This window comes from Massilia sp. GER05, assembly GCF_052056005.1.
In the GTDB taxonomy this organism is placed as follows: Bacteria; Pseudomonadota; Gammaproteobacteria; order Burkholderiales; family Burkholderiaceae_D; genus Telluria; species Telluria orientalis.
Window position 1 is genome coordinate 1,742,117 of sequence record NZ_CP178858.1, and the last position, 20,383, is coordinate 1,762,499.

At 65.2% G+C, this 20,383-nt stretch carries 34 protein-coding genes; 24 read left to right on the forward strand and 10 right to left on the reverse strand.

The window, feature by feature from the left end:
* Nucleotides 1-2: 2 nt before the first annotated feature.
* The 10 genes from ACL58G_RS07730 to ACL58G_RS07775 all read right to left on the reverse strand — a co-directional run bounded on the left by ACL58G_RS07730 (nucleotide 3) and on the right by ACL58G_RS07775 (nucleotide 4,601).
* The gene (locus ACL58G_RS07730; protein ID WP_440966099.1) at nucleotides 3-539 is read right to left on the reverse strand and encodes an HNH endonuclease signature motif containing protein; all 537 of its coding nucleotides are present in this window, start codon (nucleotides 537-539) and stop codon (nucleotides 3-5) included.
* Nucleotides 532-1,305 (reverse strand): recombinase RecT, encoded by a 774-nt coding sequence (locus tag ACL58G_RS07735; RefSeq protein WP_440966101.1) that lies wholly within the window; start codon nucleotides 1,303-1,305, stop codon nucleotides 532-534. Before ACL58G_RS07735 ends, ACL58G_RS07730 begins: the two co-directional genes overlap by 8 nt.
* 139 nt (nucleotides 1,306-1,444) lie before the next feature.
* Nucleotides 1,445-1,654 (reverse strand): hypothetical protein, encoded by a 210-nt coding sequence (locus tag ACL58G_RS07740; protein WP_440966103.1) that lies wholly within the window; start codon nucleotides 1,652-1,654, stop codon nucleotides 1,445-1,447.
* On the reverse strand, nucleotides 1,651-1,971 hold the full coding sequence (locus ACL58G_RS07745) for a hypothetical protein (RefSeq protein ID WP_440966105.1): 321 nt from the start codon (nucleotides 1,969-1,971) through the stop codon (nucleotides 1,651-1,653). The genes ACL58G_RS07740 and ACL58G_RS07745 overlap by 4 nt, the downstream gene beginning before the upstream one ends.
* A 41-nt stretch (nucleotides 1,972-2,012) precedes the next feature.
* Nucleotides 2,013-2,204, reverse strand: coding sequence for a hypothetical protein (locus ACL58G_RS07750; protein ID WP_440966107.1), 192 nt, complete (start codon nucleotides 2,202-2,204; stop codon nucleotides 2,013-2,015).
* A gap of 86 nt (nucleotides 2,205-2,290) precedes the next feature.
* Nucleotides 2,291-2,665 carry a hypothetical protein gene (locus ACL58G_RS07755; protein ID WP_440966109.1) on the reverse strand — a complete coding sequence of 125 codons (375 nt, stop codon included), beginning with the start codon at nucleotides 2,663-2,665 and terminating at the stop codon, nucleotides 2,291-2,293.
* A gap of 182 nt (nucleotides 2,666-2,847) precedes the next feature.
* Nucleotides 2,848-3,183: a hypothetical protein gene (locus tag ACL58G_RS07760; RefSeq protein WP_440966110.1), complete on the reverse strand. Its 336-nt coding sequence runs from the start codon at nucleotides 3,181-3,183 to the stop codon at nucleotides 2,848-2,850.
* A 42-nt stretch (nucleotides 3,184-3,225) separates the two neighbouring features.
* Nucleotides 3,226-3,609, reverse strand: coding sequence for an HIRAN domain-containing protein (locus tag ACL58G_RS07765; protein ID WP_440966112.1), 384 nt, complete (start codon nucleotides 3,607-3,609; stop codon nucleotides 3,226-3,228).
* Nucleotides 3,610-3,611: 2 nt separating this feature from the next.
* Nucleotides 3,612-3,884 (reverse strand): hypothetical protein, encoded by a 273-nt coding sequence (locus ACL58G_RS07770; protein WP_440966114.1) that lies wholly within the window; start codon nucleotides 3,882-3,884, stop codon nucleotides 3,612-3,614.
* A gap of 12 nt (nucleotides 3,885-3,896) precedes the next feature.
* Complete coding sequence (locus tag ACL58G_RS07775; protein WP_440966116.1) at nucleotides 3,897-4,601, reverse strand: LexA family protein; 705 nt, start codon at nucleotides 4,599-4,601, stop codon at nucleotides 3,897-3,899.
* A 90-nt stretch (nucleotides 4,602-4,691) separates the two neighbouring features.
* On the opposite strand from ACL58G_RS07775, the gene ACL58G_RS07780 reads away from it, so the two are divergent.
* From ACL58G_RS07780 to ACL58G_RS07895, 24 genes are all read left to right on the forward strand, one after another.
* Entirely contained in the window at nucleotides 4,692-4,895 is a 204-nt protein-coding gene (locus ACL58G_RS07780; RefSeq protein WP_440966118.1) for a hypothetical protein, read from the forward strand.
* Nucleotides 4,896-5,004: 109 nt separating this feature from the next.
* Nucleotides 5,005-5,256, forward strand: coding sequence for a hypothetical protein (locus ACL58G_RS07785; RefSeq protein WP_440966120.1), 252 nt, complete (start codon nucleotides 5,005-5,007; stop codon nucleotides 5,254-5,256).
* Between the two features lie 99 nt (nucleotides 5,257-5,355).
* The gene (locus ACL58G_RS07790; protein WP_440966121.1) at nucleotides 5,356-5,529 is read left to right on the forward strand and encodes a hypothetical protein; all 174 of its coding nucleotides are present in this window, start codon (nucleotides 5,356-5,358) and stop codon (nucleotides 5,527-5,529) included.
* Nucleotides 5,529-5,741, forward strand: a complete 213-nt coding sequence (locus ACL58G_RS07795) for a hypothetical protein (RefSeq protein WP_440966123.1) — start codon at nucleotides 5,529-5,531, stop codon at nucleotides 5,739-5,741. Before ACL58G_RS07790 ends, ACL58G_RS07795 begins: the two co-directional genes overlap by 1 nt.
* Complete coding sequence (locus ACL58G_RS07800; protein ID WP_440966124.1) at nucleotides 5,738-6,616, forward strand: DNA adenine methylase; 879 nt, start codon at nucleotides 5,738-5,740, stop codon at nucleotides 6,614-6,616. The genes ACL58G_RS07795 and ACL58G_RS07800 overlap by 4 nt, the downstream gene beginning before the upstream one ends.
* On the forward strand, nucleotides 6,613-7,458 hold the full coding sequence (locus ACL58G_RS07805) for a YdaU family protein (protein WP_440966126.1): 846 nt from the start codon (nucleotides 6,613-6,615) through the stop codon (nucleotides 7,456-7,458). The genes ACL58G_RS07800 and ACL58G_RS07805 overlap by 4 nt, the downstream gene beginning before the upstream one ends.
* Complete coding sequence (locus ACL58G_RS07810; RefSeq protein ID WP_440966127.1) at nucleotides 7,412-8,104, forward strand: hypothetical protein; 693 nt, start codon at nucleotides 7,412-7,414, stop codon at nucleotides 8,102-8,104. Before ACL58G_RS07805 ends, ACL58G_RS07810 begins: the two co-directional genes overlap by 47 nt.
* 70 nt (nucleotides 8,105-8,174) lie before the next feature.
* A complete protein-coding gene (locus ACL58G_RS07815; protein WP_440966129.1) occupies nucleotides 8,175-8,591 on the forward strand; it encodes a Gp49 family protein in 417 nt (138 codons plus the stop codon).
* Nucleotides 8,592-8,629: 38 nt separating this feature from the next.
* Nucleotides 8,630-9,076, forward strand: a complete 447-nt coding sequence (locus tag ACL58G_RS07820) for a DUF2829 domain-containing protein (RefSeq protein WP_440966131.1) — start codon at nucleotides 8,630-8,632, stop codon at nucleotides 9,074-9,076.
* Between the two features lie 57 nt (nucleotides 9,077-9,133).
* Nucleotides 9,134-9,616 (forward strand): hypothetical protein, encoded by a 483-nt coding sequence (locus tag ACL58G_RS07825; RefSeq protein WP_440966133.1) that lies wholly within the window; start codon nucleotides 9,134-9,136, stop codon nucleotides 9,614-9,616.
* Nucleotides 9,613-9,834 (forward strand): hypothetical protein, encoded by a 222-nt coding sequence (locus ACL58G_RS07830; protein ID WP_440966135.1) that lies wholly within the window; start codon nucleotides 9,613-9,615, stop codon nucleotides 9,832-9,834. The genes ACL58G_RS07825 and ACL58G_RS07830 overlap by 4 nt, the downstream gene beginning before the upstream one ends.
* Entirely contained in the window at nucleotides 9,831-10,208 is a 378-nt protein-coding gene (locus ACL58G_RS07835) for a hypothetical protein (RefSeq protein WP_440966137.1), read from the forward strand. Before ACL58G_RS07830 ends, ACL58G_RS07835 begins: the two co-directional genes overlap by 4 nt.
* A gap of 52 nt (nucleotides 10,209-10,260) precedes the next feature.
* Nucleotides 10,261-10,719, forward strand: coding sequence for a hypothetical protein (locus tag ACL58G_RS07840; RefSeq protein WP_440966138.1), 459 nt, complete (start codon nucleotides 10,261-10,263; stop codon nucleotides 10,717-10,719).
* Nucleotides 10,720-10,986: 267 nt separating this feature from the next.
* Nucleotides 10,987-11,376 carry a hypothetical protein gene (locus ACL58G_RS07845; RefSeq protein ID WP_440966140.1) on the forward strand — a complete coding sequence of 130 codons (390 nt, stop codon included), beginning with the start codon at nucleotides 10,987-10,989 and terminating at the stop codon, nucleotides 11,374-11,376.
* Nucleotides 11,373-12,761, forward strand: coding sequence for a phage terminase large subunit (locus ACL58G_RS07850; RefSeq protein ID WP_440966142.1), 1,389 nt, complete (start codon nucleotides 11,373-11,375; stop codon nucleotides 12,759-12,761). The genes ACL58G_RS07845 and ACL58G_RS07850 overlap by 4 nt, the downstream gene beginning before the upstream one ends.
* Complete coding sequence (locus ACL58G_RS07855) at nucleotides 12,749-13,120, forward strand: hypothetical protein (protein WP_440966144.1); 372 nt, start codon at nucleotides 12,749-12,751, stop codon at nucleotides 13,118-13,120. Before ACL58G_RS07850 ends, ACL58G_RS07855 begins: the two co-directional genes overlap by 13 nt.
* A complete protein-coding gene (locus tag ACL58G_RS07860) occupies nucleotides 13,107-15,236 on the forward strand; it encodes a portal protein (RefSeq protein ID WP_440966146.1) in 2,130 nt (709 codons plus the stop codon). The genes ACL58G_RS07855 and ACL58G_RS07860 overlap by 14 nt, the downstream gene beginning before the upstream one ends.
* Nucleotides 15,237-15,265: 29 nt before the next feature.
* On the forward strand, nucleotides 15,266-16,210 hold the full coding sequence (locus tag ACL58G_RS07865) for a hypothetical protein (RefSeq protein WP_440966147.1): 945 nt from the start codon (nucleotides 15,266-15,268) through the stop codon (nucleotides 16,208-16,210).
* Nucleotides 16,211-16,246: 36 nt separating this feature from the next.
* A complete protein-coding gene (locus ACL58G_RS07870) occupies nucleotides 16,247-17,461 on the forward strand; it encodes a P22 phage major capsid protein family protein (protein WP_440966149.1) in 1,215 nt (404 codons plus the stop codon).
* A gap of 72 nt (nucleotides 17,462-17,533) precedes the next feature.
* Nucleotides 17,534-17,935: a hypothetical protein gene (locus tag ACL58G_RS07875; protein WP_440966151.1), complete on the forward strand. Its 402-nt coding sequence runs from the start codon at nucleotides 17,534-17,536 to the stop codon at nucleotides 17,933-17,935.
* A gap of 80 nt (nucleotides 17,936-18,015) precedes the next feature.
* A complete protein-coding gene (locus ACL58G_RS07880; protein WP_440966153.1) occupies nucleotides 18,016-18,519 on the forward strand; it encodes a hypothetical protein in 504 nt (167 codons plus the stop codon).
* Nucleotides 18,520-18,603: 84 nt separating this feature from the next.
* On the forward strand, nucleotides 18,604-19,239 hold the full coding sequence (locus ACL58G_RS07885) for a hypothetical protein (protein WP_440966155.1): 636 nt from the start codon (nucleotides 18,604-18,606) through the stop codon (nucleotides 19,237-19,239).
* Nucleotides 19,236-19,715, forward strand: coding sequence for a GNAT family N-acetyltransferase (locus ACL58G_RS07890; protein ID WP_440966157.1), 480 nt, complete (start codon nucleotides 19,236-19,238; stop codon nucleotides 19,713-19,715). Before ACL58G_RS07885 ends, ACL58G_RS07890 begins: the two co-directional genes overlap by 4 nt.
* Nucleotides 19,691-20,377, forward strand: coding sequence for a hypothetical protein (locus tag ACL58G_RS07895; RefSeq protein WP_440966159.1), 687 nt, complete (start codon nucleotides 19,691-19,693; stop codon nucleotides 20,375-20,377). Before ACL58G_RS07890 ends, ACL58G_RS07895 begins: the two co-directional genes overlap by 25 nt.
* Nucleotides 20,378-20,383 lie beyond the last annotated feature (6 nt).

The following is a 20,383-nucleotide window of genomic DNA, read 5'->3' on the forward strand; positions in this document are numbered from 1 at the left end:
ATTCATTTCCTTCCGTGGTTCGAATGAAAGCCGAGATTTACTTCGGCGGTATGCCTGGCCGCAGCGGCTTCCGCCACAGTCCCGAACAGGCCCAGGTGTTGCGCTTTCCGGTTCACCTTGATCGATGCGCGCCATTTGCGATGCGGCTGGCTCCAGTGCACACCGATGACGCCCGACTTGTTGGTGATGGCGAGCTGTCGGTTTTGCTGGTTCTCTTGCTGCGTTACATCGCGGAGATTGCCGGGGCGGTTGTCATCGCGCATGCCGTTCTCGTGGTCGATGAACTGCGCCGGCCAATGCCCATGGGTCATTGCGAACACGACTCGATGCGCGAACACAAAGCAGCCATCGATACGACCAGTGAAGTAGCCGGCCGCCGTCTTGCTGTGCAAAGCCGGCTGACCAGCGCGCACTGCATTCCAGTGCTTTGCCCGAACGCTGGCGGCCTTGGGCTTCCAGGTCAGCAAGCCCGTCTCGAGGTCGAGCGTCAGCAGCTCATGCAGCCGCTCGACCGGGATGCGCGTCTCGATCTCAGTCATTCTCACGACCCCAACTGTCGATCGTCAGCTTCTGCTCTTCGGACAGGACCGCCTTCGTGCTCAGCATCGAGATCAGCGCGGCCGGCGTCTTCTTTCCGGACAGGACCATGTCGCGCCACGCCGGCGCGTTCTCTTCGAACTTCTCGGGCGTGCACACCGGCAGCTCCGCCCGGGCCAGCGCCGCAGTCTCCTTGGCCGTTGCTGTCGGCGCCGGCGTGATATCGCGCTCGACGCGCTCCTCGGCGGGGTAATCGCGCAGCTCCTCGGTCGACTTGATACCCTTGAGTGCGTCGGCGAACAGGTCGCGGGCGGCGAACGCGAACGCGCGCATTTGCAGCATCCGCTTCGGCGCGGTCTGCCACGGCCCCGACTTCCCGGCCAAGCCGGCTTTCTTCGCGTCTTCCATCGTAAACGTCGTGACCACCGGGGAGCGCCCGCGCCGCTTCAAGGTGACGGTGCAGTACGTGTCCTGCTTGTCCTCGTGCAGGTCCTCGAATTCGGGGTGGCTGATCACGAGCGCGCGCATCGCATCACCCCAGATGCTGGGCCGGCCGTTGATGACCGAGATACCCTGCAGCGACTGCATCGGCTTGAGGCCCAGCTCGGCGCCGGTCTGCACTGCCACCAGCACGTTGCCCGGCTTGTTGACGTAGTCCTTCGGGACCATATCGGACTGCGCGATGATCTTCGCGAACTCCATGGCCTCGGCCAGGTTGCGGGGGGAAAGGGAGAACGTGGATTCGCCCTGGATGGTCAGTTCGTTCATGGTTTCCTTCGTGGTTAAAAGCCGATCAGGTAGCTGCTCACGGCGCGGGCAGCGGCTTGGCGCGGGCGGAAGCCGGCGCGCAGGTACAGGCGGTACTGATTGAAGACGTGGCGGATCATGGGTTCCTCGGGTTGATGGGTTACCAGTTGCGAATTTCGTTCCGGCGCGCGACCAGCAAGACAGCGTGCACGCGCATGTCCTTCTCCATGCCGACCAGGTCGCCGCGCAGCTGCGCGTAGTGTTCGGCGTGCGCTTCGGCCTCGGCGATCTGCAGGTCGGCCAGCCACAGGGCGAACGGCTTGATCAGCTTGCGCACCAGGCGGCGCGCGATGCGGGCGGCGGCGATCATGCGGCGCTCCCGGTGGCCCTCGCAATAGCCGCATCGATAGCGGCTCGCGCACTGCAGGGGATACGGGGCAGACCGTCCAGGCCGCAGTCGTCATCGGCGTCGCGCATCATGATTACGACGTCGAGCAGCTCGGGGGCCGCGGCGATCAGCGGGATGTTCTCCGGCGCGATGGATTCGGCGATGAGGTTGCCGCCGTAGTACTCGACGGCATCGGAGCCGCCGAGCGCGCCGACCGCCAACTGGTCGGAGACCACTGATCCTTTGCCACCGGTACCGCTTCCGGCGCGCCACGGCCCCGGCGTGTGTTTCAGTTCCATCCTGCTGCTCCTCGTTCTGGCCGGCGCCGCCGGCGGTTGGTTTATTGGTGTTGGCCGGCTGCTGCGGCCTTGCCCTGTTCGTAGATCAGCTCACGTGCGACTGCGTCGACGGCGATCTGGATGCCGGACCGGAGCGCTTCGACGGTTTCAACCCTGCCGGGGTTGGAGAGCTGGGCTGCAGCCTCGAGGCTCGATTTCAGGCGCTCCAGGCACTTAATGGTTTCGCAGTTCATGCTGCCTCCCGTTCACGGCACCAGTTCAGCAGTCAGCGCGCGGTTCTCTTGCCGCAGGTACGCGGCCTGTGCACGGAAGAGCTTGCTCACGCTGCCACCTCACGCGCAAAGAAGTGGTTCCACACGCGCTGCTCGATGCGTGCGTCCTGCGCGGACTGCTCGCGGCGGCGCTCCATGTCGGCCACGTCGCTCTCGGCCAGCGCCTCGGCTTCGAAGTAGATGGCGGCCTCGACGGCGGCTGCGTGGTCGACGCCCACGGCGGCGGAGTGGCCGACCACGGCCGCGTGCAGCACGGCGCCGGCGTCGCCGTCGAACGAGCCCAGGTCGAGGCGCTCGAGCACGGCCGCGACGGTCGACGCGCGATTCGCGCGGATGTCGTGCTTGATGGCGTGGATGCGGGCGTCGATCAGCTGGCAGACCTGGTCTTCGCGGTCTTCGGCGGTGTAGGGGAAGCGGTCCATCGTGGTCTCCGGTTGGCCCTGCTGGGCTCGGTTGCGATGGAGACATACTAAAGCCAACTTTAGTTTAAGGTCAAGTAATCTTGAGAAAAATATTCAAGTCAACTTGGGTGAAGGGGGGGATTGAATCGGAAGGGCGAAAAAAAACCCGCTTGAAGCGGGCTCGGTACTGATGAGGTTGCGAGTTAGAACTTGGACGGCTTTATGGGTTGCAGCCCAGGCAAAGGTTGAAGTCCTGGTGATGGCTGGCTCAGCGTGTTTGACTGGCTGGGCTGGGACTGCTGTTGGCGAGGTTGGGCGTTCTGGTAGCCATACGGGTCAGGTTCCTTCGTGCCCGGCTGCCCGGTATACGGGTTCACGTTGCCCTTCGTGCTGTAGTTGTCCAAATTGGTATGGTTGGGCGCTGTACGCTCGTGCGGAGCGACATACGTGCCGTCCTTTTTCGTATAGCCATTCACATGCACTTGGGCAAACGCTGGCGCGGCAGCAATAAGCAATGCTGCGGTTAATATCTTTTTCATTTTTTCTCCCTAGTTCGGCATGTAGGCGTGCCGTATCGCCGTTCAATCTCCATCGAGTAAGAGGTCGAGTCGCACGCCGAAATGTCCGACGTTGCCGTTACCAGTGTCCCAGCCGCCGCAAATAATCGCAGCGCATTCAAACGTTTCGTACACGGACAGCGGGCCATAGCGAACAGTGCGCCGAAATGCGCGAGCAGCGTCTTTAGGTAGGTGTCCCACCTGGTAACCTGAAATGGTGACCTGCACCGCAAGCTTGTCATACTCGTTGTCATCTTGCAGCGTCAGCTGGGCGCGCGTCTCGATCTGCACACCCTCAGGCCTGCGTGGCCCGGCGAGGGCGATAAAGCTCTCGGGGTAAAAGCTCTCTCCAGCTACGTTGACCAGGTAGAGACCCGGGCCCTTGATAAAAGGAAGATCGCCCGACATTTTCAATCGTCGTTTAAAAAGGTATCGCGCTGAGCATAATTAGCTAATCGCTGATAATCGTCGGTTGCTTCGTTTATCCTTTCAAGGTGATTTGCAGATTTACTCATCTCTATTTCAATAAGATTTAGCTGGTCGTATATTTGCGCAAGCTTCTCTTCCGTGGATTCTGAGCGCGAAATTGACTTTTGAAGTTGGTCGCAAACTCGAGCCAAATTCGTGCTGATTTGCCATAGAAACGCAATAATGCAACCTAGTAGTACGTACTCATAATTCATCGGGCGTTCCTCTCACAGACTTGGGCGGAATACGAGTTTTGGGATGTGTCCGAGCACCAGATGCATGCGATCAATTTCGGCGCAATCGATGATGATGTTAGGGTGGTCCTTGTTCACGGACTCGAAGCAGGCCTGGTCGTCTCGTATCCACAAAAGGCGTTTGATTAGCCGACGGCCATCCTTGAGAAGAACAATCACCTCATCGCTCGGTTGCGCTTCACCGCACGGATCCACGCCCACGAATTCACCCGGCAGGTAACGCGGGCTCATGCTCTCGCCGCGGATTCGCAACGCGTAAGCATCCGCACAAGTCGCATACCAGTCGAGGAATCCATCAGGGTGCTCGGCACTGAAGTCGTCGATATGCAACAGGCCATCCGTTCCCGCCTGGACACGACCGATCACGGGAATGCTCTGCCGCGGTCGAATGATCTTTGGCGCATCTTCCACCTCGCTGTCGTCTGAACGCCCGATTGATGACGTCGCGGTCGGACTTCCTTCGCCGGTTTCCAGCCACAGCGGATCGACCCGCAGATACGCCGCCACCGCGCGTGCCTTGGGGGCGTCCATCCCGTGATCGCCCTTGAGCCAATTACCAGCGGCCGTGTCCGATACGCCAGCCACACGAGCCAGCTCGGCTTTGGTCACCCGCTTGCCGTTCCGGCGCACGCGCTCGCGCTCAATGGCCCAGCGCAATCTTTCCGATAGTAATTTCATAAAGATAGCTTAACAAACCGTTTTTCAAGCTGGCTTGACTTTATTCTCAAGGGAACTTACGATGTTTCTAAAGTCAACTTGAGAATTCAAATGAACGCTACCGAAATCATTCAACGCCTTGGGGGCGTGACCAAAACTGCGGCGCTGTGCGAGGTCACGGCCCAGGCTGTGTCGCAGTGGCACCGCAACGGCATCCCCAAAGCGCAAGTGAAATTTCTACGCCTCGCTCGCCCTGACGTTTTCGAGCCTGTGCCAGCCAGCGACACGCCCCATCCTGAATCTCAGCCGCAGTAACAGCTGCGGTTTTTTTGCGCCTGAAGAGTTGCACAAGGGAAGTTGCCCTTGAGCGATAGCAGCACCAGAAGTCCCATCCTCGCAAACCCGCATCACCAAGGAGAAACACATGAGCTTGAACCCCGCGACCCGCATCGAGACGGTCGAAGTGAAGATGAACCCGGAAGAGCTGGCCAGCCTCGACGGCCTGCGTAAGTTGTTCGGCCTCGGGCGCAGCCCGTTCCTGCGGGCGCTCAGCAATGTTGCAGCGCACACGCATGGTATGGCGCCGCCACCGGTCCGGGAATCCCGAGCATGTCCGGGTGTCGGTCGGATTGCAGGCCGCTCGCGCGGCGTGAGCAACGGCCGGAGGCATCTTTAATGGCTTCCGGCTGCGCTCGGAGACGACAAAAACGCGCCCTGCCACGAGCTGGGCTGAACAGGAATCAGAACCATGACAACATCAACCCAAGATCCGGACATGACGAAACTGCTGTCGATGACTGACAACGTCGTGATCCGGGATCGCGTGTATGGAGCCGCCCGCAACTCGGGCACCGAGAACCGGGAATACGGGCGGCTCCACAAAAGCATCAACGAGCTGGCGAAGGAAGCGAAGAAGTTCCGCAAGCCGAGCGAACAGGCGGAGGATTGATGGATTCCCCGATCATCCCCATCGACATGCTCCAGGCGGAAGCCCGCGCCGCGTACGCGCGCCGGGCCGGCCGTGACGACCACGGTTTCAACTGGCACGCCGTCGACGCCATCGCAGCCTACCAGGCCGAGTGGGACCGCTGCGCAGCTGCGGAAGCGGCCGTGCTGAAGGTCAAGCCCATGCTGGCCCAGGCGGGAGTGACGCCGCCATGACGACCACCGCCGACACGCTCGAGGCGCCGGCGCGGCCGGTGCTGCGCTACCACGGCGGCAAGTTCCGCCTGGCGCCGTGGGTCATCCGCCACTTTCCTCCGCACCGTTGCTACGTCGAGCCATTCGGCGGCGCGGCCGGCGTGCTCATCCAGAAGGATCGCGCCTACGCCGAGGTCTACAACGACCTGGACGGCGACATCGTCAACGTGTTCCGCGTGCTGCGCGATCGCGCCCAGTGCGACGAGCTGATCGCTCAGCTGCTGCTCACCCCCTATGCCCGCGACGAGTTCGACGCCGCGTACAAACCGACCACCGATCCGATCGAGCGCGCGCGCCGCACGCTGGTCCGTGCTGAGATGGGTTTCGGCTCGGCCGGCGCCACGAAGGGAACGACCGGCTTTCGCGTCGACACCCGGCGCAAGCACGGCACCGCGCAGCAACTGTGGGCCCGCTTCCCGGAATCGCTCGCTCGAGTATGCGCGCGCCTGTCCGGCGTGATGATCGAGAACCGCCCGGCCCTGTCCATCCTCGACCAGCACGACGCCGAGGACACGCTCTTCTACGTGGATCCGCCGTACGTCATGGGCACGCGTAACGTCGGCGCACGCCACGGCCGCTATTACACATGCGAGATGTCCGACGACGAGCATGTCCAGTTGCTGGACAAGCTGTGTGCCTTGCAGGGAATGGTCGTGCTCAGCGGGTACGAGAGCGCCATGTATCTCGGCGCCCTGCAGGGCTGGTCCATGGCCAGCACCGAGGCACGCATCTCGGCCGCCCGCGGCACCGGGATCCGGACGGAATGTCTTTGGCTGAATCCGGCCGCGTCGCGCGCGCTCGATCGCACGGGCCTGTTCGCCCAGGTGGCGCCATGAACTTCTACAAACGCCACATCGGCGACTACATCAAGAAGGCCGGCCACCTGACGCTGCTCGAGCACGGCATCTACGCGCGCCTGATGGACGTCTACTACACGCGCGAGGCCGGCATCCCCGAGGACAAGGCCGCGCGTCTCATCGGCGCCCGCACGAAAGACGAGCTGCAGGCGCTTTCCAACGTGCTCGACGAGTTCTTCACGCTCGTCGACGGCACGTGGACGCAAGGCCGCTGCGAGGAGGAAATCGGCATCGCCAGCGCGAAAGCGGACAAGAACCGAGAGAACGGCGCGAAGGGTGGCAGGCCGAGGAAATCGGCAAGCGAAAACAAACCCAGCGAAAACCCAAACGGTTTTGATTTCGAAAACCATGTGGGTTTTGAAAAAAACCTTAGCCAGACTCCAGACTCCAGACTCCAGACTAAAACCCTTGGAGACCGCGCGTCTGATCAACCGGAGTTGAGCGCGGAGCCCATCCTCCCGACGCCCGTTGGCGACCTGAGCAAGGCCATGCGCGAACTCGGGATCATGGGTCAGCCTGCCGACCCGCGCCTGATCACCCTGGCCCAGCAGGGCGTGTCCGTCGCCACTATGCGCGCCGCCTGCGAAGACGCAAAACGTTCGAAGCCGAACGAGCGCATCGCGCCGGCCTACGTGTTCGCCATCCTCGAGCGCTGGGCCCGCGAGGCCGCCGACCTGAACGCCGCAGGCGCCACACAGCCGCGCGCATCGCCGCGCCTAGCCGCGAACGCCAACATGCAACGCCTCAACGACCGCATCAACGGAACCGCACGCCATGAACCTGACGACCGAATCATCGACCTCAACGAACGCCCTGCCTGAGGCGTGGATCGAGCGCCTGTTCGAGCGGATGCTGCTCGAGTACGGAAAGCGCTTCGGCGACCAGTGGGCACAGGCCAACATGGACAAGCTGATCGCGCACTGGGCTGCGGAGCTCGCCGGCTACAGCGGCGCGGAGCTCAAGCGCGGCGTCGATGCCCTCGCCTCGCGCGATTGGCCGCCGACGCTGCCCGAGTTCAAGCGCATGTGCCGCCCACCCGTCGACCCGATGCGAGCGTACTACGAGGCCGTCGCCGGCGTGCAGGCCCGCTTCGCCGGCGAACACGGCACCTGGTCGCACCCGGCGATCTACTGGGCCGCGATGCCCATGGCCGTCGAGCTGCGCGAACAGACCTTCAGCGCCGTCAAGGCCCGATGGGAAACTGCGCTAGCCGACCAGCTGGGCCGCGGCGAATGGGAGACGATCCCCGCGCCGATGCTGCAGCTCACCGCGCCCGGCCAGTCGACCACCAGCAGCGCGAAAGCACGCGAGGCGATCAAGCAGCTCGTTGGCCAGATCGTGCACAAACCAGCCGACGGCGACCCGAAAGGCTGGGCCCGGCGGATCCTTGATCGCCACAAGGCGGGCGAGAAGATCACGCCCACCCAGCTGAGCATGGCGCAGGACGCGCTGCAGGCCGGAGCCTGACGAGACCATTTCGCGCGCGAGCGCACCACCGAGCCGGGTTACGGCTTCGACAACAACCTGAAAGGCAGACATGAACGACCAAGCAATCGAGCAGCAGATCCAGGCCAAGGGCAAGACCGCGCCGCGCGTCACGCCAGCGGACATCGAGGCGAACATCGCCAGCGCGCACTACTTCACGGCACACGCCGGCGTCATCGGTGACATGTTCGCCGCCGGCCTCATCGACGATCCGGACGGCCACAACCTGCCGCCTACGCTCGGCCTGCTGACGTTCTGCGTGCTCACCCTGCGCAACGGCTTCACCGTCACCGGCGAGAGCGCGTGCGCCAGCCCGGAGAACTTCGACGCCGAGATCGGCCGCAACATCGCGCGCCAGAACGCCGTCCAGAAGATCTGGCCGCTGATGGGCTACCAGCTGCGCGACGAGCTGCACCGTCGCGCTCAGTTCGCAGCCGAGCCGAAAACCAGCGACGCGGTGCAGGCATGACGCGCTACATCGGAACCAAAATCATCACCGCCGAGCCCATGACGCGGGTCGCGTACAACCAGTTCCGGGGCTGGGCCTTGCCGACCGACGAGAACGGTGCGGACAACGGCTACCTGGTCGAGTACGAGCCCGACGGCAAACCGAACGTGCCCGGCCGCGCTGGTTACGTCAGCTGGTCTCCGAAGGCCGTCTTCGACGACGCGTACCGTCGCACCGATGCCATGACGTTCGGTCTGGCCGTCGAGGCATTGAAGCGCGGGCACCGCGTGACGCGCGCCGGCTGGAACGGCAAGGGCATGTTTGTGTACCTGGTCCCGGCCAACAGCTACCCGGCGCAGACCGGCGCCGCGAAGGCCTTCTTCGGCGACGGCGGCATGGTCCCGTACAACGCCTACCTCGCGCTCAAGGGCTCGGACGACACCGTGAGCACCTGGGCGCCCAGCGGCAGCGATGCCCTGGCCGAGGACTGGCTGATCGTCGAATAACCACCACCCCGCCCGGCCAGCCCGGGCGCACAACAACGACACGGGAGAACCTGAACGATGAACATCCTCGCCATCGACATCGGAACCCAGACCGGCTGGGCACGCAGCTCGCGCGCCGGCACCGTCGCCAGCGGCAGCGAATCGTTCGCGCCGCGCCGCATGGAAGCGGCCGGCCAGCGCTGGCTGAAGTTCCGCGCCTTCCTCAACGAGCAGCGCGTCGCCGGCGGCGAGATCCACGCGGTCTACTACGAAGACGTGAAGCAGCACGCCGGCACGCTGGCGGCACACGTCTACGGCGGCTTCCTCGCATGCCTGGAGATGTGGTGCGCGGCGAACAACGTCCCGCTGCGCCCGGTCGGCGTCGGCCAGGTCAAGAAGCACTGGACCGGCAAGGGCAACGCGGACAAGGCAGCCATGTGCGAGACCGCGCGCGTGCTCGGCTTCCGCCCGAAGGACAACAACGAGGCCGACGCGCTGGCGATCCTGTCGCTGGCCAAGCACCTGGAAGGCGTGACAGCGCCGGTGGCGGAGGCGGCATGATCGGCGCGTTCTTCGACTTGCTGACCCCGATCTACGAGCACGAGGCCACGCGGCAGCGCATCGCCGTGCTCGAGGCAGACATGGAACGCCATCGCCGCGAGTACGAGGAGCAGCTGCGCGCGCACGCCGCTGCGGATCCGGCCATCATCGACGTCGAGGCGCGCGAGGTGGACGACGTGCCCGCGCTGCCGGCGCCCGAGGGAACGGAGGCACCTTGACCGAACGGAAGGACATCGGCTGGAGGCTGGAGAACTGGGCGCGCTGGGCAACCGCGCGCGGCCGGCGCGGCGCCGATTGCATGACGGGCGCCATCTGCGACAGCATGCGCCGTTCCGCCCTGGGCGACGTGTGGTCCGGGATCGAGGTTCGCGCCGGCATCGATGCAAAGGACGCCGCGCGGATCCAGCTCGCTATGCCACGCGTTCCGATTGCGCAGCGCGTGCTGCTGAACTGGTGCTACATCGAGCAGGCCCGGCCCGAGATCGTCGCGCGCAAGTGCGGGTTCCCGGTCAAGGAATTCGTCGAGCGGTTCCGTGCCGCGCAGGCCGCCGTTGAGGACGCGGCCGACGACCTGGACAGCGGGAACAGATGAGCGCGCGGACTGGCCTACAATGGCGGCTGATGAGATTGCGAGGGCAACAACCATGAACACCGACGACAACCCTTTCCGCCGCGTCGACTGGCCCGGCGATCAGCCGCAGCCGAGCGACGACGACGACGAGCACGGCATGCCGCTGCAGCCGCCGCGCGGGCCCGGCCTGTCTGCCGACGACCTGGAGCTGCTGACGCTGGCCGCGCGTGCGCTCGGTGCCGTCCGGGTCGAGGTCGTCGAGGGTGAGAACTGGGTGAATCTGTACTTCGCTGACCAGCCGCCCGCGTTCAGCTGGAACCCGCTGCTGCACGGCGACGATACGTTCAACTTGCAGGTGCAGCTGCGCATGATGATCGAGGTCGACACGGCGTGGTCCTATGCCTGGTTCAACTACCGGAAGCAGCATACTCAGGAGTCCCACGTCGACCAAACCCCAGGAGACGCCACGAAACGCGCCGTCACGCGCGCCGCCGCCGAGATCGGCCGTGCCAATCTGCAACAAAATGCTTGACAGCCGGAAATCTCAGCAGTAAATTCCGAGCAACAACTAATTTCCGTCCTTCAAGACGCGCGCCGGGTTCCCAGTGGGAGCCTGCGGCGCGCCCGAAGGGAAAGCGAGGCCCCGATGCAGCGATGCTCGGGGCCTTTTTGCTTTCCGGACGATAGCGTTTGACAGTCGGGAACAGCACCGACACCAGTTTCCAGCGTCTCCTGCCCTGCGCTCCACAGGGTATTCGGGCCCGGCCTCAACAGCCGGGCCTTTTTTTGGCCCGAACATATGTCCGCTTCCACCTACACCACCGAACTCGCCGCCCAGTTCTGCGCCGCGATCGCGGACGGCGGATCCCTGCGCTCGGTTTGCAAGAAGCCCGGCATGCCCAGCAAGGCCACCGTGTTCCGCTGGCTGGGCGAGTTCCCCGAGTTCGTGAAGATGTACGAGAAGGCCACCGACGAGCGCGTGGACACGTTCGTCGACGAGATCGTGGACATCGCGGACAACTGCAAGACCGACAAGGATTCGATCCGCAAGGCCAAGCTGCGCATCGAGGCACGCGTCGAGCAGGCCCAGCGCATGAAGCCGCGCAAGTACGGCAAGCAGCTGCAGCTGACCGGCGAGGGCGGCGGCGCGCTCCAGGTCGTGTTTGCCGCGTCGGACGCCGACCTATGAGCGGCTTCAATCCCACCGAGCGCCAGAAGCTGGCGCAGGCCGTGCTGGGCAGCCTCGCCACCTGGTTGATGCTGTTCGGCGGCGGCCGCTCGGGCAAGACCTTCCTCATCATTCGCAACATCATCACCCGCGCGCTGAAGGCGCCCGGCTCGCGCCACCTCATCGTCCGTTCCCGCTTCAACCACCTGAAGGCCTCGATCATGCTCGACACCTTCCCGAAGGTGATGCGCGTGTGCTTCCCCCAGCTGGAGAAGGGCCGCGACTGGGACATGAACATGAGCGACGGCTACGCGAAGCTGCCGGGCGACGCCGTGGTCTGGTTCCTCGGTCTGGATGACAAAGACCGCATGGAGAAGGTGCTGGGCATGGAGTTCTGCACCATCTACGTCAACGAGGCGTCGCAGATCGCCTGGGCCGGCGTGCAGATCCTGCTGACCCGTCTCGCGCAGCGCTGCATGCAGATCATCAACGGCGTCGAGCAGCCGCTCAAGCTGCGCTTCCTGTTCGACTGCAACCCGCCGTCGAAGATGCACTGGACCTTCAAGGTCTTCAAGCAAAAGCTGGATCCGGAGACGAAGGCGCCGCTGGCCAACCCGGCCAACTACGACAGCTTCCAGATGAACCCGACGGACAACGCGGCCAACCTGTCGCCGGAATACCTCGCGACGCTGGAAGGCCTGTCCGAGCGGATGAAGCGTCGCTTCCTGCGCGGAGAGTTCGCCGACGCCACGCCGAACGCTCTGTTCGACGAGGCTGACATCGACAAGTGGCGCGTGAACGCGAGCGAAGGCTTGGTCGAGGAACTGCCGACGATGGTGCGCATCGTGGTCTCCGTGGACCCGAGTGGCGCCAGCGACGACGAGCAGAACGCCGACAACGACGAAGTGGGCATCACCGTCGATGGCTTGGGCGTGGACGGCAACGCGTACTTGCTCGAAGACCTCACCGTAAAGGGCGGCCCTTCTGTCTGGGGCAAGGTGGCCGTGCTGGCGTACATGCGGCACGAGGCGGATGTGATCGTGGGTGAGACGAACTTCGGCGGCGGCATGGTGAAGTTCGTCGTCCAGGCTGCAGCGGTGAAGCTCGGCACTCGCGTCAACTTCAAGATGGTCAACGCCAGCCGGGGCAAGGTGCAGCGCGCCGAGCCCTTCAGCGTCCTGTACATCGACGGGAAGGTACGCCATGCCGGCCTGTTCCCGAAGCTCGAGGACGAGCTGTGCGCCTTCTCCACCTCGGGCTACACCGGCCCGCGCTCACCGAACCGCGCTGACGCGCATATCTGGGCTCTGGCCGAGCTGTTCCCCGCCCTGGTCAAGCCCGCCAAGAAATCGGCGGAAGCCGACACCCAAGACCACTACGAAGGAGAAGGCGGATGGATGGGATGAAGCCCGGCCACATCGTCATGGGCCACGCAAGCCTGGAGCTCAGCTACTCGGGCATCGTCCCGGTCGCCGATCGCGGCCGCGTGCTGGAAGTCACGAGCTTGCGCACGGATCGCTGGTCGCGCAACCAAGGCCACGCCGGCGCACTGATGCGCGAGGTCTGCCAGCAGGCGGACGACAACGACATGTTCCTGCTGCTGCGGCCCGAGGCGTTCGGCGCCGGTGGCCTGACTACCGAGCAACTGGCCGACTGGTACATGCGCCGCTTCGGGTTCGTCGAGCTGCAAGCCGCGCCCCTGATCCTCGTCCGCCTGCCGCGCACCGCGGCGCAACAATGGGCCGCCGCGCATGAGTACGCATGACAATGACGGCGCCGGCAAGGGCGCCAACACCGACGCCGGCCTGCTGAAGGAAGTGCGCGAGTTCGTCGAGCACGCGATCAGCGCAGACAGCGACAACCGCGACAACGCTCGCGCCGATCTTCGCTTCGAGGCCGGCGATCAGTGGCCGGAACAGATCAAGGCGCAGCGCCAGCGTGAGGGCCGCCCGTGCCTGACGTTCAACCGCCTGCCGACCTACAAACGCCAGGTCACGAACGACCAACGGCAGAACAAGAGCGGCATCAAGGTGCACCCGGTTGGCGACGGCGCCGACGTGAAGAAGGCAGGCATCCTGCAGGGCATCATCCGGCACATCGAATACAGCAGCAACGCCGACATCTGCTACGACACGGCCGTGAACAGCGCCGCGTCAATCGGTTGGGGCTTCTGGCGCCTGGTCACCGAGTACGAATCGCCGATGTCGTTCAACCAGGTCATCCGCTTCAAACGCGAGCGCGACGCGATGAAGGTCTACTTCGACCCGAACAGCGTCGAGGCCGACGGCAGCGACGCGAAGCGCTGCGCCATCGTCTGGGACATGGCCTCGGCCGACTTCAAGCGCACGCACCCGAACGTCGACGTTCCGATCGGCGCCGCCGCCGGCTGCGAGCTGCAACCCGGCTGGATGGACACTCGCTACGTGCGCATGGTCGAGTTCTACTACTTCGAGCAGACGCGCAAGACGATCTACCTGCTGGACACCGGCGACGTCGTCGAGAAGGTGCCCGACGGCGGCGTGGTGAAGGCCCAGCGCGAGACGTTGGTGCCGCAACTGAAGTGGGTCAAGACGGCCGGCGGCACGAAGGTGCTGGAGCGCACGGACATCATGTGCCGCTGGATCCCGGTGTTCCCGGTCTGGGGCAACGAGATCGACATCGACGGCAAGGTGATCCGCAGCGGCATCATCCGCGACGCGAAAGACCCGGCCCAGATGTACAACTTCTGGATGACCAGCGCGACCGAGGAGGTCTCGCTGCGTCCCAAGACGCCGTTCATCGGCGCCGAAGGCCAGTTCGAGGGTCACGAGAAGAAGTGGGCGCAGGCGAACAACAAGAGCTTCGCCTACCTCGAGTACAAGCCCGTCTCCATCGACGGCGTGCTGGCACCGCCGCCACAGCGCTCGCCCATGGCCGACGTCCCGGTCGGCATGCTGCAGATGGCCGTGCACGCGGCCGACAACATCAAGGCCGTTACCGGCCTGTTCGACGCATCGCTGGGCGCCGCCGGCAACGAGACGAGCGGCAAGGCCATCACGGCCCGCCAGCGCGAAGGCGACACCGCGAATTTCCATTACACGGACAACCTGAACCGGTCCATTCGCCATTGCGGTCGCTGCCTGGTCGACATGATCCCGCACTACTACGACGCCCAGCGCGTGGTGCAGATCCTCAACGAGGACGAAACCATCTCGGCGGCCGAGATCAACAAACCGGCCGTCGACGAGCAGGGCCGCGCGGTGGATGAGCAGGGACAGCCCGTCGTGGACCCGGTGAACCAGGTGCAAGCCGTGCTGAACGACATGACGGTCGGTACCTACGACGTCACGATCGGCACCGGCCCGAGCTACGCGACCCAGCGTCAGGAAGCTGCCGACGGTATGGAACGCCTTGCCTCGGCCTGGCCGAAGCTGATGGACGTGGCCGGCGACAAGGTCGTCGCCGCGCTCGACTGGCCGGGCTCCGAAGAGATCGCCGCGCGCATCAAGGCCACGATCCCGGGCCAGATCACCCAAGCCGACAAGAACGGCGAAGACGGCGAGGAACAGGGCCCGGCACCGCTGCCGCCCGAGATCGAGCAGGCCCTCCAGAACGCCGACCAGATGGTCGAGCAGCTGCAGCAGCAGCTGGCCGAAGCGCAGGCCGGCCATCAGGCCGCGCTGGACAAGGCCCGGCTCGACGCTGCCAGCCGCGAGGAAGTCGCGCGCATCAACGCACAAGGCCGCGCCGACGTGGCCGAGCTGACCGGCCTGGTCAACCTGCTGCTGGCGCGCATCCCGCCGCCGGCCGGCCTGGTCGCCGCTGCCGCTGAAACCGAAGATTCCCGCCCCGCAGGCAGCCAACCTGCGGACCCGGCGCAAACCACGGCCCAACCGGAGTGAGTCCGGGTTTCTAATCCTTGGGATGAACCATGCAAATCAATAACGACGCCTCTGCAACGACCACGACCACGACCGCGCCCGCCGGCACGGACGTCACCGCCCAGACCACGACCACGCCGCCGGCCAACGGCGAGGCTGGGCAGGGCCAGGGCCAGGGCCAGACCGACGCCGGCACCAGCACCACCAGCACCGCACCCGCGGATGGTCAGGACGAGCAAGGCAAGCAGCAGGGGAAGACCGACGACGCGAATGGCGACACGCCGCGCGACGAACAGGGCCGCTTTAAGTCCCCGAAGCTCCAGAAGCGTATCGATGAACTGACCCACGCGCGCCATGCTGCCGAACGCGAAGCGGCACACTGGCGCGCCATCGCGGAAGGTCGCAAGACCGACCCCGCGCCCCAGGCTCACGAATACGCCTCGGACGAGGCTTACGAAGCGGCCAAACGCCAGCACGAGGTGCGTCAGGCTGCCCGCGAGGAGCTGGCCGAAACCGCCAAGGCGACGGCCGACCGCTTCCAGCAGGACGCGGCGCACGCGATCGACGCCACGTACAACGAACGGGCGACCGCAGCGGCAGCTCGGATCCCGGACTTTGTGGACGTCGTGAGCAAGGCCGACATCCAGATCACGCACGACATGCTGGCGGCCATCAAGGAAAGCGAGCACGGCCCCGACATCACCTACCAGCTGGCCAAGAACCCGGAGCAGGCCGCGCGCCTGGCGCAGATGTCGACCGCGCAGATGTACCGGGAGCTCGGCCGCATGGAAGCGGCGATCGAGGCCAAAGACGCCACCGCAGCACCGGCGCCCGCTGCCGCACCTGCCCCTGCTGCACGCACCACCAACGCGCCCGCGCCGGCCAGCACCGGCGCACCTGCCGGCGCAGCCCCCGCCAACACGGACCCGGCCAAGATGTCGCAGTCCGAGTACGAGGCATGGCGGAAGGCGAACGGCGCGAAGTACTTCCGATAGCACACCCCTCAACGCCAAATTTAGGAACCCATCACCATGGCAAACGTACTTGCAACTACCGCCGTCGTCGCGAAAGAATCGCTGGCGGTCCTGAAAAACATGCTGTCGTTCTCGGCCAACGTCAACCGCGACTGGGAAGACGAGTTCACCGAGAACAAGAGCCGTGGCTACGCGCCGGGCCAGACCATCAACATCAAACGCCCGCCGCGCTACCAGTACCGCGCCGGCCGCGTCGCCGTCCCGCAGGGCACCGTGCAGAACACCGTGCCGCTGACCCTGCAACAGGGCGGCTGCGACCTGCAGTTCACGTCCGGCGAGCGCACGCTGTCGCTGGACAAGCTGTCGGACAAGCTGCAGGCCGCGATGGCCGAGGTGACGAACGAGATCGACCGTCAGGGCCTTGCTCTGGCGCACTACTCGACCTTCAACACGCTGAACCCGACCGGCGCCATGCCGAACACGCAGGACCTGTCGATCGGCGCGATGACGGACCTGAACGCCCGCCTGGACGAAATGGGCGCCCCGCGCGTCCCGGGCTCGCGCACCCTGATCAGCGCCCCGCGCCTGAACGGCAACCTGGTGCGCGGCATGGCCGGCCTGTTCAACCCGAACGGCACCATCGCGAAGCAGAACAACAACGGCATGCAGGTGCCGTCGTTCGGCCTGAACGTGGGCATGGACCAGAACGTCGATTCGCACACGAACGGCACGCAGGTCGTCACCGGTACGGCCGTGAACGGCGCCAATCAGACCGGCAGCGCGATCACCGTGGCCGCGCTCGGCGGCACGATCACCCGCGGCACGGTCATCACCTTGCCGGGCGTGTTCGCCGTGAACCCGAAGACGCGCAACAGCACCGGCGTGCTGGCCCAATTCGTCGTCACGGCCGACCTGGCCGCCGGCGCCGTCTCGATCCCGGTCTCGCCGGCCCTGGTGACCAATGGCGCGTTCCAGAACGTGACCGCGTCGCCGACCAACGGCCAGAACTTCCTGATCGTAGGCGCCGCGTCGACCACCTACCAGACCAACATCGCCTACCACAAGGACGCCTTCACCCTGGCCATGGTCCCGATGGCGACGCCGCAGGCTGGCTCGGGCGCGACCGCGCACCAGGAAACCAGCGACGGCTTCACCGTCAAGGTCACCGAGTTCTACGACGGCACGAACGACGTCTCGATCATGCGTCTGGACGTGCTGTTCGGCTGGGCCGCGACCTACCCCGAGCTGTCGGCCAAGTACTACACGACCTGATAACGGCGCGTAGGCGAGCGCGGGGCTCTGGCCCCGCTTCAACGAATCCCCATCATTTCAAGGAAGCACACCATGGCAATCACCCTCAACCGCGGCTACATGGGCCTGCTGGCCGGTACCGTCGTCGGCCTGACCACCAACATCGAGCAGAACCTGATCGCCCAAGGCCTGGCCAGCGCGGCAGCGTCGAAGGCGAACATCACCCCGGGCAACGTCACCTATAACGGCATCCAGGGCTCTGTCGCGATCGCGGCCGGCGCGAACTCGGTGACCATCACCAACGCCCTGATCGATGCCAACACGAAGATCACGGCCAACATCGCGCAGGCAGCCGCCGACGGCACGCTGACCAGCCTGCCGCGCATCGTTCCCGCCGCCGGCTCCGTGACGATCTACGGCAACGCCAACGCGACGGCCGCCGTCATCGTCGACTGGTCGATCGTCGCCGCCCCTGGCCTGACCGTCGCCAACTGATCCCGTTCCCGCGTACGCGGGTTTCCCTCGCAGCCCGGCCCATCACCACGATGCGCCGGGCTTTTTTGTAGGAGCAGAACATGCAAAAGCAGCAATTCCCGATGATCCTGACGCACCGCGAGAACGCGCACGCGCAGATCGTGGTGGCGAACGCCGAACAGCTGGCCGACGTGCCGGAAGAATTCCTGCCGCCGGCGCTGATCCCGACCGTGACGGCCGCCGCCGCAGTGCCGGACGTGAACCTTGACGCCGGCGTCGCCGAGCTGGACGCGCAGCGCGCCGAGTTCTCGCGCACCGTGGACGAGTTCACGATGCACGTGCAGTCCGAGACCGAGCAGCTTGCGGCCATGCGCACGCAGATCGACGCCGACCGCGCCCAGCTGGACGAGCTGCGGGCCCAGCTCGAGCAGGACCGCGCCGCCTTCGAAGCGCAGAAGAACAGCGCCCAGCCGCCGGCAACTGGCGACACCGCTGGCGAAGCCGGCGCGGATCAGGCAGCTGCACAGGGCGCGGAAACTGGCGAAGATGCCGCGCAGGCCGCAGCACCCGCCAAGCGCGCCAGCACCGCGAAGGCGAAGGGTTAAACCATGGCTGCGGTTCTGGACCTGATTACGGCCGCCCTGGTAACCGTCAAGGCGCTGGCAGTTGGCGATACCCCGGGCGCCGATATGACGACGGACGCCCTGGACAAGTTCAACGACGTGCTGGAGGCGCTTTCGATCCAGAACCTGGCCGTGTACGCGAGCGTCGACACCGTGGTGCCGCTGGTGGCCAACCAGGCTGTCTACATCCTCGGCCCGGCCGGTACCGGTCAGCGCCCGCTGTCCATGAACTCGATCGACTCGGCGCGCGTCACCTACGGCGGCGTCGACTTTCAGGTCGAGATCGTGTCGGACGTCGAATACGATGCCCTGGCGGTGAAGCAGACCACGGGCGTGCCGAAATGGGCCGCACTGGACAACGACTACCCGAACGCGACCATCAGCCTGTGGCCTGTTCCGTACCAGGCCAGCGCCCTCACGCTGAGTCAACGGCAGAAATTCACGGCCGCCAGCACGCTCGCCGACACGTTCGATATGCCACCCGGCTACAAGCGCCTGATCCGCCTCATGCTGGCCTGGGAGCTGCGGACCGACTACCCGGGCATGTCGCCGCAGGAGCTGCAGAACCTGAAAGACGACCTGACCGGCGCACTCGCCAGCGTGAAGCGCGCCAACATCGAGCCGGTGCTCATGCGCAGCGAGGTTGCCGAGCTGGACGCCTCGGGCGGCGGCGCGTTCGCGAACTGGCGGGACGGCGTATGAAGGTCGAGCGCACGCACGATATGCGCTTGGTCGCCCAGATCATGGCGCATCCGTCGATTTTTCCCCACATCGCGGAGGATGGCGTCGACTGTCCGGATCCGCTCGATCACCCGGGTTTCTTCTGGATGCTGGCCACGGACGACGGCGAGGCCGCAGGACTGTTCCTGGTTCACGCCCGGGGCGCGGTCTGCTTCGAAATGCACACGATGATCCTGCCGGCCTTCTGGGGAGCTCCTGCGACGGCTGCGGCGCGCGCATTGCTGGCTTGGGCATTTACCGAACTGGGTTGCCAGAAGCTCGTCACCAGCGTGCCCGAATACAACCGCGCCGCGCTGCGCTTCGCGATCGCCAACGGCATGCGCCGCGAGGGCGTGAACCGCGCCAGTTTCCTGCGTCGCGGCCAGCTTATCGACCAAATCACCCTCGGAATCACGAAAAAGGAGTGGATCCCATGCCAGCAGCAATCCCTGTCGTAGCCGCCGTCGCCGGCGGCTATATCGCGTCGCAAGGCGCCAAGTCGGCCGCAAGCACGCAGGCCGCGTCTACCGACCGCGCGGCCGACTTGAACTGGCAGCAGTACCAGCAAACGCGCGAGGATCAGGCGCCGTGGCGCGACGCCGGCAAGGTCGCGCTGTCGCAGCTCGTCGGCGGCCTGTCGCCGGGTGGCGAGTACAACCGCTCGTTCACGATGGCCGACTATCAAGCCGACCCGGGCTACCAGTTCCGCCTCTCCGAAGGGGAAAAGGGCATCAACAACGCAGCGGCCGCGCGCGGCTCGCGCTATTCCGGCGCCACGCTGAAGGCTCTCGCACGCTTCAACAGCGATCAGGCCAGCCAGGAATACGGCAAGGCGTACGACCGCTACAACAACGACGTCTCGACGCGCTTTAACCGGCTCGCGTCCGTGGCGGGCGTCGGCCAGACCGCAACGAACCAGACGGCGGCGGCCGGTGCATCGGCAGCGGCGGCGACAGGCCAAGCCATCCAGGATGCCGGAACCGCGCGTGCGTCCGGATATGTCGGTACTGGCAACGCCGTGAACGGCGCGCTGGGCCAGATCAGCAACTACTACACGCTGCAGTCGCTGCTGCCGAAGACCGGTACCGCAAGCGGCACCGTCGCCAACGTCCTGTATTGAGAGGAA